This is a genomic window from Paenibacillus terrigena DSM 21567 (genome assembly GCF_000374845.1).
Taxonomy (GTDB): Bacteria; Bacillota; Bacilli; order Paenibacillales; family Paenibacillaceae; genus Paenibacillus_K; species Paenibacillus_K terrigena.
In genome coordinates, this window is record NZ_KB895426.1 from 49,628 (window position 1) to 68,242 (window position 18,615).

Annotated in this window: 10 protein-coding genes; 6 read left to right on the forward strand and 4 right to left on the reverse strand. The window is 48.9% G+C overall.

Translation table 11 applies throughout. The features are described 5' to 3' along the window. Positions 1 to 68 precede the first annotated feature (68 nt). Positions 69 to 1,364 carry an aminotransferase class I/II-fold pyridoxal phosphate-dependent enzyme gene (locus tag C558_RS0126245; RefSeq protein WP_018759277.1) on the reverse strand — a complete coding sequence of 432 codons (1,296 nt, stop codon included), beginning with the start codon at positions 1,362 to 1,364 and terminating at the stop codon, positions 69 to 71. A gap of 116 nt (positions 1,365 to 1,480) precedes the next feature. Then, positions 1,481 to 2,095, reverse strand: coding sequence for a pyridoxamine 5'-phosphate oxidase family protein (locus tag C558_RS0126250; protein ID WP_018759278.1), 615 nt, complete (start codon positions 2,093 to 2,095; stop codon positions 1,481 to 1,483). Between the two features lie 133 nt (positions 2,096 to 2,228). Here C558_RS0126250 and pdxR point away from each other — a divergent pair, with 133 nt between their 5' ends. The 3 genes from pdxR to C558_RS34835 all read left to right on the forward strand — a co-directional run bounded on the left by pdxR (position 2,229) and on the right by C558_RS34835 (position 4,948). Continuing rightward, positions 2,229 to 3,725, forward strand: coding sequence for a MocR-like pyridoxine biosynthesis transcription factor PdxR (gene pdxR / locus C558_RS0126255; RefSeq protein WP_018759279.1), 1,497 nt, complete (start codon positions 2,229 to 2,231; stop codon positions 3,723 to 3,725). 220 nt (positions 3,726 to 3,945) lie between these two features. Next, positions 3,946 to 4,731, forward strand: a complete 786-nt coding sequence (locus C558_RS0126260; protein ID WP_018759280.1) for a helix-turn-helix domain-containing protein — start codon at positions 3,946 to 3,948, stop codon at positions 4,729 to 4,731. A gap of 133 nt (positions 4,732 to 4,864) precedes the next feature. Next, on the forward strand, positions 4,865 to 4,948 hold the full coding sequence (locus C558_RS34835) for a putative holin-like toxin (protein WP_018759281.1): 84 nt from the start codon (positions 4,865 to 4,867) through the stop codon (positions 4,946 to 4,948). A gap of 274 nt (positions 4,949 to 5,222) precedes the next feature. On the opposite strand, the gene asd is transcribed toward C558_RS34835, so the two are convergent. Then, entirely contained in the window at positions 5,223 to 6,014 is a 792-nt protein-coding gene (gene asd, locus C558_RS0126270) for an archaetidylserine decarboxylase (RefSeq protein ID WP_018759282.1), read from the reverse strand. Between the two features lie 174 nt (positions 6,015 to 6,188). Between asd and C558_RS0126275 the strand changes: the two genes are divergently transcribed. Further along, positions 6,189 to 6,515, forward strand: coding sequence for a hypothetical protein (locus C558_RS0126275; RefSeq protein ID WP_156826273.1), 327 nt, complete (start codon positions 6,189 to 6,191; stop codon positions 6,513 to 6,515). A 374-nt stretch (positions 6,516 to 6,889) separates the two neighbouring features. Here C558_RS0126275 and C558_RS0126280 read toward each other — a convergent pair whose 3' ends face one another. Next, positions 6,890 to 7,978, reverse strand: a complete 1,089-nt coding sequence (locus C558_RS0126280; RefSeq protein ID WP_018759284.1) for a YheC/YheD family endospore coat-associated protein — start codon at positions 7,976 to 7,978, stop codon at positions 6,890 to 6,892. Between the two features lie 374 nt (positions 7,979 to 8,352). Between C558_RS0126280 and C558_RS0126285 the strand changes: the two genes are divergently transcribed. Together C558_RS0126285 and C558_RS31965 are read left to right on the forward strand one after the other, a co-directional pair. Continuing rightward, entirely contained in the window at positions 8,353 to 9,516 is a 1,164-nt protein-coding gene (locus C558_RS0126285; protein ID WP_018759285.1) for a glycosyltransferase family 4 protein, read from the forward strand. Positions 9,517 to 9,660: 144 nt separating this feature from the next. Continuing rightward, positions 9,661 to 18,576 (forward strand): WIAG-tail domain, encoded by an 8,916-nt coding sequence (locus C558_RS31965; RefSeq protein ID WP_018759286.1) that lies wholly within the window; start codon positions 9,661 to 9,663, stop codon positions 18,574 to 18,576. Positions 18,577 to 18,615 lie beyond the last annotated feature (39 nt).

The window sequence follows — 18,615 nt, forward strand, 5'->3', positions numbered from 1 at the left end:
CCAATAAGCAATGTAGGGTTCGTTAGCCGCCACACAAGCCGCCAACGAACCCTACATATTAAGCTATATTAGCCTTGCAAATCCAATACGCCCTGGTAAATCGTATCGAATAGATCTTGCAGATACTCTTCTTCAATACAGGAGAACGCTACACGAAGATCTGTCTCGCCAAGGGCGATCGTTCCGATCTGATATTGATCAAGCAAGTGTACACGCAGTTGATCGGCATCCACGGTATTCAGCTTCAAGCACATGAAGTAACCGGAGTTGAACGGATAATATTCCCATACATCCCCGTATTTGCCGCTGTCGAGGATCGATTTGACCTTATTCGCACGGCCTTTCATGATGTTGAATTTCTCAAGCTTCTGGCTTTCGAACTCTGGCGAATTCAGCGCATGAAGCACGAAAGTCTGTGAAGGATGCGAACAGCTGGAGATCGTCGCACGAATGATACCAAGTGCTTTTTGCTCCAATGCCGTAAGTGCGGCAGCCGATTCCGATGCGAATGTGATGAATCCAACGCGGAAGCCCCATACATATTCTTCTTTGGTTGCGCCGTCGACTTTGATCGGCAGGATGTTCGGGTGTAACCCCGCCAATTTACCGAATAGCGATTCTTGCAAGGAATCTTCGAAGAAGAGTCCGAAGTATGCATCGTCCGTTACGACAACAAGCTTAATGCCCGCTTCCGCACCCGCTTGAAGCGCTGCGATAATCGCGTCACCGTCTTCGATGTTTGGCGTGTAGCCCGTTGGGTTGTTCGGGAAGTTCAATACAACGATGGCTTTGCCTTTGTCCTGTTGCGCAAGAATCGATTCCCGAAGTCCTTCGCTGTTGAATTTATAATCTGCTGTATAGAGGGGGAAATTCACGATTTCTGCACCGCGGCGAATACCGAAAGTCAGCTCGTAGTTCTCCCAGTTTTTATCCGGGTAGATTACCACATCGCCTGCATCAGCGAACAAGTCTGCTACGATACTTAGGCCGTGTGTCAATGCATTTGTTACCATCGGGTTACCGAAGGATTTGCCTTCGAGCGATGGGTTTTCTTGAAGCATTTTGTTCCGCCAAGCAGTACGCAGCTCAGGTTTGCCTTGCGGAGGTGCGTAAGGATAGAGATCCTTCGGTTGATATGCGGACAATGTGTCCTGAATGATGCTCAGGTGCATTGGTCCTTTGCCTTCGGTTGCAATTCCGATCGTTGCATTATATTTTTTCGCTTTACTACCAGCTTCTGCCGATTGGCTCAGAATGCCTTCCTTTGGAAAGTAGATCTGCTTCCCTAAAGTTGATAACATCGCGTATACATGTGGAGTTTCTTCTTGCAGAGTGTTGTTCAATTGCTGGGCTAATGGATTCATTTGTTTTGTCATCCTTCCAGAATCAGTTTCAGAGGTTTCATGATTATTCGTGCCTAAACACATTCCCCATATTATAGCATTTTGGAAGGCAACCGTCACTTGCAGGATAGGAATTTTCACTGGTGGTGTGGGCAATATTTTTTCATCAATGCGATGGTCTCTTCATCGAGATCCAATTGGCGTTCCGCGAGACCGGTTGTGATCTGATCGAATTTCGCTTCGGAAGCATTTTGTCCGAATTTGAACTTGGCCGTAATCGATTCGACGGAGAGGCGGACCATAGCTACGCCAGCCACCTGTTTAGCATACTTCGGATCCGACATATCGAATGGGGTGTAACCGCCCTCAGGCTGTAATTTCTGCATGAAGGCCGTGAAGACGCGGGCTTTCTCTTCTAGATCTTCCATAATCGAAGCTGTACCTTTAAGCAGAACCGATTTGAAAAAGGCCGTTGCTGGACAAGCATAAGTCGGCTCGGTGAAATAGGACGGGATAATCGCATACTCTTTGGCTACCGAGAAGGTGACGCGCGCATCCTTTTTCATCTGCCGCATCTTATCCCCGATTTTACTGCCATGAAAATAAATATCGCCTTCGAAGTACACATAATTCAGCGGTGTTATATGCGGCCAACCATCCTCACTAATCGTGCCTAGAAATCCGAAGGTCATCTCTGCTAAAAAGGATTCAATTTCTTGTTCTTCTTGGATCGAAAATTCTTTTCTACGCATGGTTCTTCCCCCTGGTTCATCTTTTTCAACTAACAATAACGGGGAAGTTGACAATAAAAAAGAACCAATTTAGAGTATTTTTAATAGACCATTTTGTCGTGAGATGGATGGAATAGTGCGAGGGGGTACGGAAATGGATTTTGGTGTGCCATTTGCATCCTATTTGCAGGAGTATCGATATAAATATTTGGCCCTATTTCATGCCCTTCGCGCAGCGATTCTTGCAGGTACAATCCCGCATGGCGCGAAGCTGCCTTCGACGCGGGAAATGTCGGACCTGTATCAGCTGTCTCGGGGTTCGGTTAATCAAGTCTATGACATGCTGTTGGCTGAGGGATATGTAACTGCTGCGATTGGCAGTGGGACTTATGTAACCTATGAGCTGCAGGAGCCGCAGGGAACAGATCCGGAGAGCAGTCAGCACATTGCGCTCTCCGCATGGGGGAGACGGGCCACACAGGGGATGCCGTTGCCACGTGAAAATTGGCCGGAGTCACTGAAGCAGCCGTACATTAGCCTAGAGATGGGCAAGATGGTGGTAGATGCTTTTCCCACAGACGCCTGGAACCATGTGCTCTATCAAGAAATTCGGCAGCTTGAGTCCGCCCGAATGGATACGGAACATCCGGATACGTTAGGTCATGTCCCGTTACGCGAGGCGATCGCGCTCCATCTACGTCGGATGCGCGGGATTCAAGCCGATGCGAAGCAAGTCGTCATTTTCAACGGTTCGATGCATGCGATCGCATTGCTTACGCAGCTGCTCATCGATCCGGGGGACCGCGTGATCGTCGAAAATCCGGGTTACATGGGGATGAAGCGGGCGATCGAAGCGGCTGGAGGCATCGTGAAACCGAATGCGGTGGATGAACAAGGGATTTTGGTGCAAGACTGGGAGGAGAAGCTAGTCTTCGTCACGCCGAGCAGACAGTTCCCAACGGGTGCTGTGCTCAGTCTAGAACGCCGACAGCAGCTGCTCGCATGGGCAGCAAGGCGGAATGGCGTCATTATCGAGGACGATTATGATAGTGAGATCAGGTATGGCGGCAGGCCAATTGAGCCCCTCAAGTCGTTGGATCTTGAAGGCCGTGTTGTCTATGTGGGAACCTTCTCGAAGACGATGTACACAGGGCTTCGGATCGGGTATGCGGTATTGCCGATGTGCCTCGTTGAACCGATGCGGCGTGCGAAGGAAATCTACGAGCCAAGTCCTATTTCGATGATCGAGCAGCGCGCGCTAGCAGCCTTTATTCAGAATGGGCATTATGAACGCCATTTGCGTCGCATGCGTCGAATATATAGCAGGAAATATGCATTTTTTTATCGAATGATGCAGGAACATGTCGGTCATTTGTTTAATGTATTACCTTGTGATGCCGGGATGCATGTCTATGCGTCGTGGAAAGGAACGGCGAAGGATTATGAGGCCTTCCGATGCTCCGCAGCAGCGCATGGTGTTGGCTGGACAGACGGCGGGAGGTATCTCTATTTGCCAAGTACGCGGAATGCTGCTTGTTTTGGATTTGCGCATTTACAAGAGGAAGAGCTTCTTCAGGGCATTCTGCGGATGAAGACAGCATGGGAAGATAGACACACACACACAAAGAAACAGAGCAATGAAGATTTGTAGAGGATGTTCAAAAAGTCAACTTTTGATCACGATGCATTTCAAGTAGCGAATTCGACATCGAATCTTGCGTTCAACCTCGAAGTCCGGTACTCATTTAGGTTTTGCCTAAACTGCGTTCCTCTTTCTTCGGTTTCTCGCAACCTTCTCGGTGCTGAAAAGCCGACTTTTTGAACTTCACTTGTCGTAAGAAAGCTTTCGTAGATCAGTAGGAGGGAATCCGATGATTGATGTATCACCTTCATCATTTGTATTAAAACCAGCTTTTGCCAAAATCGTATGTGAACCGAACTGGAAGTGGGCCAAGCGGGAAAAGCCGCTGGAGAACTTCGATCTGTTCTATGTATGGAGCGGCGAAGGCGAATTGATTCTGAACGATGAGCCGTACCAAGTGGGCAAGGGTAGCTGCTTCTTATTTCGTCCTGGGGATCACACGAGTGCGACGCATAATCCACAGAAACCGCTTGTCCTTACGTACATTCACTTTGATATTGAAGAAGCCTTAAATCTTATTCCCGCTCGTTATCGAGTGATCCAGGATACACTTGATTTTGAATATTTATTATCTCGTTATGTTCGCTTGTTCCTCGTGCAGACGTTCGCTGCCGATGTTGAGGCGAAGCTGATGCTCAAGCAGATGATGATTCATTTGCTTCGGGAAGAGCAGGAGGTACCGGTGGAGAAGAAAGTGAGCAACCAGATCACCGAAGTGATCCATGAGATCGCGAACTATATTCGTCAGCATCCGAGCGTGCAGCATCGCGTGGAAGATTTAGCGAAGCGGGCGCAGCTGTCGCCGCGATACTTTTCCATTAAATTCAAGGAGCTGATTGGCGCTTCCGTCCAGTCTTACATTATTCGGACGCGGATCGAACGGGCGGAGCATTTGCTGCACCATGCAGGGATGAATGTGACTGAAGTCGCGGATGCGCTCGGTTATCGGGACATTTTCTTCTTTAGTCGACAATTTAAGCAGTATACTGGAAAAAGTCCTTCGGAGATTCGTTAGAAATTTTAGGAATAAAGAAGGATTTCACACAATGCATGTTCCTATTTTGGAAAAATATGTTATAATCATAACACAATAGACTAAGGTGATCGGTTGCATTCCTAACAAGTCGGAGGACGGAGGGGGTGTTACTATGGAAGTAAAGGATGCATTAACATTAATGCTCTCATTTGGGCTATTTCTCATTACTTTACTTTCGTACATGAAAAAGAAGTAGACCTCCCTTGATTTATCTTCGCGGATAAGGGAGGTCTTCGGATACGATGCTATGCAGCCGGCCGCCTGTGAAGGCGATCTATTGTCAAGGCCGCAGGTGCGCCAACACTTACGGCCTTTATGAACGCTCTCCATCCCGCCAAGGATGTAGGGCGTTTTTTGCATGATTATGCAATAATTGGTATAGCTTCGGGCAGTGCTGCCCTTTCACATAACGTTATTCTAACATAGTTGCCAATATTTTGAAAAGGGCAAATCGCACACTCACGTCCAGATTAGGCTTTCGGATGGATTGTGCCGAGTGCTTCGCCCATCTTGACTGTGGAGCCGAGCGCTAGATCGCTTCGCGGGGTGAAGGTGCCGTTCTCTGTGAGCAGGACGACGGTGGATCCAAATTCAAAATAGGCGAGATCCTGCCCTTTCTCCAACGATTTAGGCAGCGGGTTCACGTATTGAATGCTGCTGACATTCATCGCGCCGACCTTCACAACAACCACTTCACCAAAGTGATGACGTATGTATGTAATTAGCCTTTCATTCCGGCTAAGCACCCGCTTCATGTGATGGAGTCCAAAATCGTTGACCGGATAGACTTTCCCCGGTACATGCTCGGATTCAACCAAGTTCCCTGCGATAGGTGTATGAATGCGGTGATAGTCAGTTGGGCTTAAATAGAGGACGAAATAAGTTCCATGCTTATACTTTTGCGTATAAGGGGATTGATTGAGCAGCTCCTCGATCGTGTAATCTTGCCCCTTCACGTTCAGCAGCAGTCCATTTTCAATCGGACCGATGCCTGTGATCAGTGCATCGACAGGGCTGACGAGGGTATCCGGATTCGGATCGATTGGACGAAGTCCCGGCTTGAGCCGTCTTGTAAAAAATTGATTCAACGTACGGTATTCATGTAATTCTTTCTCCGCATCTTCAATTGATATTCCGTAAATTTTCGCAAATCTCGGAATGAGATGCCGGCTTGCGCTGGAATGGGCGAACTTCCCCGTCAACTGTGAGATCCACTTCCGTGAGGAGAGCTCGGTCATTAACCGCAGCAATGATTTGGCCATGTTTCTTTCACCCTTCCTTCTCATCCGTTATATTGCCATATAACGCAGTGTAAATCAATACGGAAGATCGCGGGGCGAGTGTTCGTGGGAGATAAGCCGAGACAGACTGTCGCCATGCGGTAGAGGAAATTAACGATTTTCAAGTCATGTGCTGTAGATTATGATTTACGATAAATGAATAACGTTGAGGGTGTGTCATTGGTGAGCGAAATCCTAGGGTTATTAGCTTTTGGAGTTCTTCTTGTTGGGTTATATCTTGTCTATTTAAGAAGACCAAATGATATTTTTATTGCAAAGGTACTGAATAAAGAAGAGGAAGAATTTACGGTTATGGGAGCGGCGAATACAGTACAATCGCGAACGGTTATGCTGTTAAAGGATAACGCTCAAAGCGTTAAGGTTACTGTCATGGATCCTACTTTGTTCGAGAAAATAAAGATTGGTGATGAAGGATGGGCGACGACAAAAGGGGATCTATTAATTAGCTTTGAAAAGAATTAATTAAAGCCGCGTGATGATGCCGCAGCGTCACTCTCTGCTGCCTACACTGGATATTTGCAGTAACTTTCCATTCATTCGTATCCGATTAAGGACTATCCTGTATTTTTGCATTAACTTTGGTGTGATTGGGCTAAAAACAGTTAAATGGAGGCCTCTATCCTGCTAGAATCCATGATAGGAAGTAAATGGGGTGCAAACCGTGCCCTTATGTTGCATGGAATCCATGATAGGTAGAATCGTATGCGAGGATCGGATAGGATTCCGGGCTCAAACGTTGTTCCCGGTTGAGGATATATTTTACGGTAATTTCAATAGACAGATAGTTAACACCAAAAGCCCCGCAAGTCTTCACCAGGCCTGCGGGACTCTTCATCTTAATGAGATTGCTTCAATACATGACTCGCATACGCGATTGGGTTGCGGAAGGTTGACTTCCAGACCTGCGTCAGTCCCGCTTCGCGGAAGCTGTAGCGCTGATCCCGGCCATTGCATTCGATGAACATGGGAGCGCCTTCTTGGGTTAGGCCCATATCGAGCCCTACGTCAGCGAGATGGGGGAGTGTCATCTCCAGGCGTTTGACAATATACATAGAGAGGAAGCTAATGTGACTCATGAGGTACGCTTTGGAAAGGGCTGGTAGAGCCCTTGCGATTACTTTATCCGCAGGTAAGCTGGTGCCGCCTCTAGCGAGATTGGTGACATACCGATGGTGGGCGGCGATACGTGCGATCATGCCGGTGATCTGCCATTCGCCGTTCACGCTTCGCTGCACGGATACTCTTAGGTCGAAGGGACGACCTTGGTATTTCGCGAGCGGAATATATTGTTGAATGAGATATTGTTCTCTTCCAATTTTGCGCTGGATGACGCCAGGCAGCTCACCCATATGACATTTGACCGTTCTCCAGACGGTCCTTCTGCCTGTGATCGGGTAGGTTACATGCCAAGTGCCATGGATGCACCGGAGCTTCATGACCCCGCGCCCTAGACTGCTGTTATTGGGTTTCAAGATCAGTCCGGCGTGTCTTTCCATCATGTGCGCTAGGTTCACTTTGCTGAACGGAAGGGTCTCCGGCAAATGTGTCTTGAGCATCAGATCATGCTGGAGCAATTCATGAACGTATAGCTTCCCATAACGATTTTCTTCGTTAAAGAGATAAATCCCGCTCTCGACGAGTGATCGAATCTGGTGATTACAATCGGATTTGAGATAGATCGCTCGATTGTGCACGACACGGGGCGTGGGAACACTTTTTCGAATATACCCATACTTCGATTTGACATAAGCGGTTGTGAACGGTTCCCCCGGCTGAATGTCCGAGAGGCGAAAATAACACGGGATGATTCCGAATTCTTGACCGGCCTCTTCGTAGGCGGATAATGATTCGTTCTGCGTCCTGCCTAACGGTATGCCGCGATACGCACTGGCATTGAGTAATATGCCCACATAGGCTTCCCCCATGAGCTTCTCTCCTCCTGTTCTATCGGATACATAGACGTTTGATGCTTGTATGTTAGTGTATGAGTTTGGTAGATGTTTCGAAAAGGCGATTGCTGACGGTGATTTGACCATTTTTGGCGAAGTTATGATCGTTCTCGGACGAAGGTGTATATGTTGTGATATAGAATTATCCATTAGTGCGAGTTCAAAAAGTCAGCTTTTCAGCACCGAGAAGGTTGCGAGAATCTGAAGAAGGAGGAACGGAGTTTAGGAAAAACCTAAATGAGTACCGGACTTCGAGGGTGAACGCAAGATTCGATGTCGAATTCACATCATGAAAATACTTCGTGATCAAAAGATGATTTTTTGAATATCCTCTGGAAGGGAGAAATACGATGGGACGACCTAGCGTGGCAATTGTTACACCGGGCTCCTTTCCGATTCCTTCGGCGCGAGGCAGCTCGGTGGAACGGGTGGTAGAGCAAGTCGTTCCGCTGGCGCAGCATCGGCTCCATTGTTATATTTTTGGCCGTACTGCGAAGCATCTTCCTAGTTATGGGACGATTCATGGCGTACCTTGTTATCGGGTTCCATACGGAAGTGGAGCACGTTACATCCAAGCGGTGATCAGGCATCTGCTCCTCCTTAGACCAGACATCATTCAGGTTGAGAATCGACCCAGATATGTCCTGGCGATCAAGAAGCGTATGCGGCATGCGCGTATATTTCTCTATTTGCATTCGATGACCTATATTTCGAGGACCGTCATACCGGCTCGAACCTTACGCCGCGCACTGCAGTGTGCGGATCGGATTATGGTGAACAGCATGTTCCTGAAGGAGCGCCTTATTAGTCGGTTTCGTGATATGGAAGCGAAAATTGTCGTGAATCATCTTGGGGTCAATCTAGAGCAGTTCCAACTTCATAAGAGTGAATTCGGGTATGGGAACGTAACCAATGACTGGAAGATTCGTCAAGGGTTATCGGGACGGCGAATCATATTATTCGCAGGAAGATTGAATCCCCAGAAGGGGGTGCATCATCTGCTGGAAGCGATGCGGTACATCGCGTTGATAGAGCCTTCAGCCGTGCTGGTCATTGTGGGCAGCGCCTTCTATGGTTCAAGACGACGGACCGCTTATGTTCGTAAATTAGAGCGGATGGCACGGCGAATCCCGCATCATGTGCGGTTTATACCGTATGTCCCTTATGATGAGATAGCACGCTGGTTCAGCATTTCTGATGTTGTCGTTGTCCCTTCCGTACGGGATGAAGCATTCGGGCTTGTCAATGTGGAGGCCATGGCTGCAGGGGTGCCTGTGGTTGCTGCGAGGACAGGCGGAATCCGTGAGATTGTGCAGCATCATATAACAGGGTTCCTCGTAGACACGCAGCAGCTCACGAAGGAACTCGTCCCGTATATCCTCTATATTCTGCGAGACGCTTCGCTCCAACATCGGTTGGGTCAGGCAGGTGCGGAGCGGGTGCAGAAGTATTTCACATGGCAGCATACAGCGGATCGCTGGGCCAGCCTAATCGAACAACGTGCCAGTGTTTGATTGAGTTCTTATAGCAGATTTTTCAAGCGTACACCGAAGGAAATTCGTTCGGTGTTTTTCTTTTTTCAGGGCTTAGGCGAGTGACAGGGTCCTAGTCGAGTGCATATGATGCAAATGACGATCTATGCAGGAAGGAGAGGGCTCATGAAAAAACCGAAAAGATCGGCGAGATCGACGAAATCGAAAAAGCCGCTTTATTATGTCGATAACCCGAACTCTCGCGAACTAAATTGGCTCGGAACTGCGAACAAAACGCAGGCGGCCGTCGATCCCCAAGAAGAAAAGGATGTATCGATTAATGCGATGACTCCACTTCCGACTCGGCCTGAAACAAATTCGAAATCCGATGACACTGAAATATTGATCCCATTGGAAGATGTCCTTAGCCAAGTGATAGAAGAAGCTCAAGTGCAGCTGCAATCCGAGCCGGAAGTCAAATTACAAGAACGGAAGCTTGCGATGAGCTTGAAGTCTGAGATTTCGAAAGACACGGAATCCGGGCCCGCGCCACTAGAGCAGCGACCGGAATCATCCGAATCCGATAATTCGGCATCGTCTGCATCACGGACGAAGCTGGAAGCAAGAAGAGCATCTGCGATGAAGCCGCCATCTGAAGTTGCGGCGGAAGCGGACAGCGCCACGCAACCCCCGTCCACACGAGGGAACAAGACCGCAAGCGAATCCGTTGAAGAACGACGCGCAGCCGTCAGAGCGCGATCCAAATCGAAGTCAGAGCCTCAAGCGGAAGTGACACTGCCAGAAGCCCCACCTGAACCTCCAAAGGTTGAGGAGGTTAAGAGCGAAGCAGTCCAAGAAGTGAAGGTCGAGGTACAGCAAGTGCCGGAAGCCTTTGAACAACAGGAATACGATGAAGCGAACAGCCTCTCCAGGATCTTCTCTCCGTTCGGGCGCAATAAAGGGGTCGTCTATACCGACGATCTTGTCGACGGTGCCGTTACGAATGAGAAGCTCGCACCTTATTCGATTGACGGATCGAAGATCAAGAAGGAGAGCATTGGCGCTGACGCGCTGAAGGATTATGCCATTCAGAGCATTAAGATTGCAGACGGAGCCATTAGCGCCGCCAAAATTGCTCCAGAATCGGTATCCGGTGAACACCTCATCCGTCAATCCATCACCAGTGGTAAAATCCGCGATCGTTCCATCACGGGTGAGAAGCTTAAAGACGGAAGCATTACATCTGAGAAACTCGCCGACAAGACTATCGATTCGAATAAAATCGCAGAAGGTTCTATTCAGACGAAACACTTGGCTTCGCTTATCGTATCCAGCGATCTTATTCAGAACCAATCGATTACCTCCGAGAAAATCCGCAGCGGTGCGGTACAAACCGAGAACCTCGCGAATGACGTTATCGATACTTCGAAGCTTAGCGATGGTGCGGTGACGTCAGATAAGCTGCAGGATGAATCCGTAACGGAGAGCAAAATCTTCCCGGGCAGTGTCGTTGGCGTCCACCTGAAGGAAGGCGCTGTAACGAAACGCCATATCGCGAAGAAGTCGATCCAACGTGATCATATCGAGGACGCTCAGATTGATTCCCATCATATCTTGCCTGCCGCGATTCATTCGGTGCATTTGAAGCCGAATTCGATCTCGTCGGTGTTACTCGACTCGCAGGCTGTAGGCACACCGCATCTCCAAGATGACGCAATTAAGCAGCAGCATATCGGTGTATCTGAAATTCAGACATGGCATTTTGCGGATCAGAGTATTACATCGCCGAAGCTTGCAGACCAAGCGGTATCCACCGTCAAACTCGTAGACCATGCGGTGACGACTTCCAAAATTGCGGATCAGAGCATCATTCCGCAGAAGTTAGCCGATGAAGCCATTCAATCCCGTCACCTCGCTAAGAACACTGTGGTCGCCGATAAAATTGCTCCGCTTGCCATCGGTTCAGGCCATTTGAAATCAGAGTCCGTAGGACCGGAGCATATTCAAGATCAAGCGATCATGGAGATTCATCTGAACAGAAGCGCCGTGACATCCGATAAGATTAACAATCGTGCGGTTCAATCGGAGCACATCGAACTTGCAGGCATTCATACCGAACATTTGGCGAATGAAACCATTACGAGCGATAAATTAGCGAAGAATAGTGTCCTAACCGAAGCCATCGTCGATGGTTCCGTGACGGAAGCGAAGCTGGCTTCCCAAAGTGTCACTTCCGATGTTCTGGCCGATGACGCGGTTCAGGCCTTCCATATCGCAGAGAAGTCCGTCACATCACAGGCGATTGCACAAGAAGCTGTTCAATCGTTCCACATTCAGGCTGGTTCGATTGGCAGTGAGCATCTCCAGATGTTCTCCGTCGGTCAACCGATGCTGAAGAACGAGGCGGTATCTGCGGAGAAAATCGCATCCAATGCGATCCGTGACCGACATATCGGACCGGGTACGGTATTCTCTCACCATCTGGCAGATCATGCCGTGACATCGCTCAAAATTTCTCCAGAGAGTGTCTCCACAGATAAATTAAATGACATGGCTGTTACAACACCAAAGCTAGCAGATCAGAGTGTTAACTCCTCTAAAATCGGATACGAAGCTGTTATGACATCGCATCTATCCGCTGGTGCTGTAACTTCGCCGATTATTGCAGAACAGGCGATTAGCTCTGAACATCTCCAGGATCAGATTGTCGGGACAGAGCATCTTCAATTCGATGCGGTTGGCACGGAACAGTTGCAGGACGGATCCATTACTTCAGAGAAGATTACGAAACAGAGTATTACCAGTGACAAGATGGCAATCGGTTCTGTTGATGGGCCGCATATTCGCAATCAAGCCATTCACAGCAGTCATCTAATGCAAGAAACGATTCAGTCCCAACATCTAAGAGATGAGAGCGTATCGACAGCGAAGCTCGCGGACGGCAGTGTGACGAGTGATAAGCTCGCCATCGAGAGCATCACGGAAGATCATTTGGCGTCAAGCTCCGTGGGGCAAGACAAAATTCAGCCTGGAGCCATTACTTCTGTCCATATCCAAGATGAGTCGGTTCAGGATCAGCACCTCGAGGATCATGCTGTGGGAGAACGTCATATTCAGCAGGATGCCATCCGAACGGATATGCTGCAGAATCAGTCCGTCACGAGTGAGAAGATTAGCTCGGGAGCGATTGAAGGCCGCCATGTTGGACTTGAAGTGATCTCCAGCAAGCATCTGAGAGTCGAGTCCGTTCAAGGATATCATCTGAAGAAAGGGATCATCACGACGGCGCATCTCGCCCAAGATGTATTGAATTCGGATTGGATGCCGGAAGAAAGCATCGTCGGCGGCAAAATCAAGCCGGGTGTCATCGAATCGTACCATCTTGCAGATCTCTCCGTGGCAGGCAAGAAGCTGCAATCCAGCTCAATTACATCGGATAAAATATCGCAAGCTGCCATTCAATCGCAGCATGTGCAGCCGGGAAGCATCCTCTCGGAACATCTACAGCCTCGCTTGATTCAGTCATCGCATATTCAATATGGCGTCATTCAGCCAGAGCATCTGGCAGAAGGATCAATATTCGCCGAGCATATTAAGCAAGAAGCGATCCAAGAAGGACATCTGCAGACGGGCTCGGTAGGCTCCGCGCAGCTGCAAGCTGGAAGTATCGTGGAATCTAAACTCGCACAAGGCGCAGTATCAGCCTCCAAAATCGCACCGGAGTCTATTCAGACCGAGCACTTGGCTGTGGGATCAATCCAGGCAGAACACTTGAATCCACTAAGCGTGGGTAACAGCCATTTGCAGCCGGGCATTATTGATTCCAACCATTTGAAGCCGAATATTATTCAGACAGAGCACTTACAAGAAGGGGTTATTCTTCCACATCATTTGCGTGAGCAGACCATTTCGGAACTGCACATTCAGAACAATGCCATTCATACCGGTATGCTGCAGGATCAAAGCGTCACGCGGAATAAACTGAATGACCGCGTCGTATCCGGTGATAAGCTGGCTCTCAAGTCGGTGACGGCTGATCATATGGCAGAGGATTCGATTCTATCCGAGCATATTAGTGCGGGAGCCGTAGAAGGCGTTCATATAGGAGCGATGGAGATAGGGTCCGATCACCTGCTGCCGCGCAGTATCTCTGATGTGCATCTGCAAGAAGGGAGTATTCAAGAAGCACATCTACAATCTGGAATTATCGGAAGCAGCCATTTGAAGGAGAGTATTGTGGAAGCCCGACATTTACAGGATAGCTCTGTAACGCGCGATAAGCTTAGTTATCGATCTGTTGGACGGGAGCATCTGGTACTGAAGTCGGTGACCTCCACCCATTTAGCCGCAGAAGCCGTAGGTCAAGAGCATGTGCAGCCGGGTAGTATTGGGACGGAGCATTTGCAAGATGGGATCATTCAGAGCAAACATTTGCAGGAAGGCATCGTACAAGAGGAGCATTTGCAAGAGAAAGCTGTTAGCGGGAGTCACCTGCAGGATGGATCAGTTACCCGCGAGAAGCTTGGCGAGGCATCCATAGGACGTGAACAGCTCGCACCGCGTTCCGTAACTTCATCGCATTTGGCCCAGAGCTCCGTCGCATCGGAACATCTTCAGCCGCACATCGTCTCCAGTACTCATCTTCTCGAGAACGTCGTTCAGAGCCATCATTTGCAGTCATCGAGCATCACCCATGATCATTTACAGGATAGCATCGTTCATACGAAGAATTTGCAGGAAGGCGCCGTGACGCGCGATAAGCTGGGTGAGGGTGCTGTAGGACGGGAACATCTCGTCGATAAATCGGTAACCTCTGTTCATTTGGCGTCAGGATCTGTAGGCATGGAGCATGTGCAGCCGAATAGTATAACGACGACACACCTGCAGAAGAAAATTGTGCAGAGTACTCATTTGCAGCAAGGGATCATTAGCAGTGAACATGTGCAGGAAGGGGCTATTCATACAAGGCATCTGCAAGACGGTTCCATTATGCGCGAGCAGCTCAGCCCGCAGTCAGTAGGCAGAGAACAGATTGAAGAGAATGCGATTCAGAGCTCGCATTTAGCAGCAGGAGCGGTGGATTCCGATCACTTGCAGCCTTCTAGCATTAACGAAGTTCATTTACAGCTCGAAATTATTCAAGGGCCGCATCTACAGAAACGAATTATCGATAATAGTCATTTGCAGGAAGAGATCATTCAGAATCGGAATATTGAGGATGGGACGATTACACGCCATAAATTGAGCAGAGATTCGGTGGGACGCGACCAACTGATGCATGACACGGTAACCTCAGCTCATCTCTCCATGGAAGTGATCGGTTCGGAGCATCTGCAACCGCAAATCATTACAGCCGCGCATTTGAATGACAGCATTATTGGAAGCGCGCATTTGCAGCAGGGCATTATTCGAAATGAGCATCTGCAAGCGGGTGTCGTGCATTCGAATCAACTGAAGGATGGCGCAGTTACGCGAGATAAATTAAGTGACGGATCTGTTGGCCGGGAACAGTTGATTCAAAAATCTGTGAATTCCTCGCATCTCGCTTACGATGCCGTAAGATCAGAGAACATCACGAGCGGAGCGATTTCGAGCGATCATCTGCAAGCAGGCAGCATCTCGACATTGCATTTGCAGCAGAATGCTGTCGCCAGTGATCAACTGCAAGAAAATAGTGTTCAAGGACGACACGTACAGGATGGGGCTATTACTCGGAGTAAAATCGGGCGAGGTGCCGTCAGCAGTGAGCAGCTCGCGGAGCATGCGGTTAGCGATTCGCATATTGCTCGCGAAGCGATTCAATCGCAACACATTGCAGATGGTGCCATTACGTCACGTCATCTGCAGTCGGATACGATTCAGAGCGCTCATTTAACGAATGGACTGATTGGTAAAGAGCATTTGCAGGATGCTAGTGTTCAATCGCGTCATATTCAGGATGGTACGATTACCCGTTACAAGTTAAGTGAGGGAGCCGTAGGACGGGAGCATCTACTGGATCAATCCGTGACTTCGGAACATTTAATGAGCGACGCGGTCACTTCCGAGCATATTGCATCTGCATCCGTAACGACAGAACATTTGCGTAAAGGCATAATAACATGCGATCATTTGCAGGAAGCCAGCGTGCAGACACGGAACATCCAGGATCGTGCCATCACGCGAGATAAATTAAGTGCAGGTGCAGTCGGCCGAGAGCAGCTCGCAAACCAATCTGTAGACACAGCCCATATTGCTTACGAATCTGTGAAATCCGAACACATTGCAACGGGTTCGGTCACGATGGCGCATTTGGAGCCAGGACTGCTGCAGCGTGTAAATCTAGGAAATGAATCCATTGGACGCGAACATTTGCAAGCAGGCAGTGTGCAGACGGAGAGTCTGGCCGATGAGATCGTTACACGGGAGAAATTAGCGAGAGATGCTGTCGGCAGCGATCAACTCGGTGTTGGCGTGATCACATCCAAGCATTTGGCGACGGAAATAGTCAATACGACGCATCTTGCTCATGAGTCCGTTACATCGGATCATATCCAAGCGAATTCGATCAGCAGTGAACACCTGCAAGATGGAATTATCGGCAGTGAGCATTTACGTGTAGGCATCGTAGGTTCGGAGTATTTGCAGTTTGGATCCGTGTCAGAGGACCACTTGCTTGAAGACAGTGTAGGAACGCAGCATTTGCAAGCAGGTAGTGTTCATGACGTGAACATTATGGATGGCGCGGTTACGCGGGAGAAGCTAGCGGCAAATGCAGTGGGTCGGGAGCAGCTTGCATCCGAATCCGTAACAGAGGCGCATCTCTCGGTGGAAGCTGTTCATGCAGAGCACCTTGCGCAAGGAGCCGTGACTGCGGATCATCTGCAAGCTGGTGCTGTTGGAATCCACCACCTGCAGGAAGATGTGATTGGCAAAGAACATCTGCAGTCCGACAGCGTAACCGATGAGCATTTGAACAATAACAGTGTAGGATCCCGTCACTTGAAGGCAGATAGTATCCAGAGCCATCATATCCAGAAAGGCAGCATTTTATGGGATCATCTGCATGCAGGTATCGTGCATACGAAGCTGTTGGCAGACGGTGTCGTCACACAGGAAAAATTAGGGATGGGTGTCGTCGGCAGCGATCAGCTCGAAGAACAGTCCGTGAACTCGGTACACCTCGCGACGGAAGCCGTCAATACCGAACACATTGCGATCACATCCATTACATCGGATCATCTGCAGGATGGAGTTATCGGCAGTGTGCATCTCCAAGAGAAGATCATTGGAAGCGAGCATTTGCAGCAGGGCAGCGTGAAGGGTGAACATCTCAGCGAAGAAAGTGTCGGATCACAGCAGTTGCAAGCTGGAAGTGTTCAAGGACAACATATCCAATCAGGAAGTATTTCATTCGAGCATTTAGAGCTGGGTATCGTGCAGACAGAGAATCTGATAGACGGTGCAGTTACGAGAGAGAAAATCGCGCTTCATGCCGTTGGTAGTGAACAACTCGAACCTCAATCCATCAGCTCAGCACATTTAGCGAAGGACTCGGTGGGTACTGAACAACTTGCTATGGCTTCCATTGCGTCAAATCATCTGCAAGACCATAGTATTAGCAGTGTGCATCTTCAAGCAAATTCCGTTGGCAGTGAGCATTTACAGCAAGGGATCATAAAGCGTGAACATCTCGGTGAGGAAAGTGTCGGATCACAGCAGATTCAGCCAGGAAGTATTCAAGGTCATCATCTCCAAGCGAACTGCATCTCATCGGAACACTTGCAAGCGGGCAGTATACGAGCTGAACATCTCGCGCCATCGTCGGTTACTTCAGTTCATTTGCAAGAGGGCATGATCAGCAGTATGCATCTGCGGGAAGGCATCATCGGCAGCGAACAGCTGAAGCAAGGAATCGTTAGTAGGGAGCATCTCCAAGACGGCGCAGTGACGCGCGAGAAGATCGCTATAAATGCTGTCGGCAGTGAACATCTTGCCGTCGAATCCGTAAGGGGTAACCACTTGGCGAAGGAATCCATTCAAGGGGAGCATCTGGCCCTAGACTCTGTCACATCGAGTCATCTGCAAGCCGGTGTCATCGGAAGCCAGCATTTGCAGGAAGGCATTGTCGGCACAGCACATTTGCAAATAGGTGCAATTGGCAGTGAATCTCTGCAAGAAGGCATCATTAGCAGTATTCATCTACAAGCTGGCAGCGTGACCGAAGCACATCTTGGCGAAAGCTGCGTCGGCGCACGGCAGCTGCAAACGGGAAGTATTAAGGGCGATCATTTGGTAGCAGGCAGCATTACATCGGATCATCTGCAAGAAAGTGCTGTAACGCGAGATAAGCTTGCTCTTGAGGTTATTGGCGGTGAGCAACTGGCTAAGCAATCTATTGGCGTTGAGCATTTGCAAATCGAGACACTGGATTGTATCCAAGCGATGTCTCGCTCCATGACGATAGAGTTACCAGAAAACAGTGTAACCAGTGAGGTTCTGGCCGATGAGTCTGTGACTTCGAATAAAATAGCGCCTCTTGCAGTGACTTCTGCCCATGTGACCCCAGGATCGATTCTTACAGCGCATATCGGTGGTCAGCAGATTGAAGCGGGGCATTTGCAGGAGCAAGTGATTCAATCCCACCATCTGGTTGAAGGAATTATTCAAGGTCAGCATATTGGATCGGATGAAGTGACGACGGATCATATTCGGGCTCAAACGATCGTATCACGCCATATTCAGCCGTCATCGATTCTTTCCTGGCATGTTCAGACAGATAGTATTGGTACGGATAAGCTGCAGAATCAATCCGTTACCCCAGAGAAGCTATCCTTCCAGCCTGTTCAGACCGTCGCTTCGAATGGAGCCACATTGCAGCAATTTGGGATGACACCGTTCAACTTTAATCTGCATGACGAGAAGATTGAAGTTACAATTCCATTCCAAGAAGCATTCGGCAATTCGAACTATGTGGTTGTCGCAATGACGAATCAATCGACATGCTATACCTCGCTCAAATCCAAGAATGAGAAGTATGCGGTTGTTGAGGTCGTGCGCACAAGATTCACACCGGAACCGAACGCGGTCATCTCGTGGATCGCTATGGGAACCAAAGGTTAATGAGCTTCAACCATTAGGCTATACGTCGAGCCTCAGTGT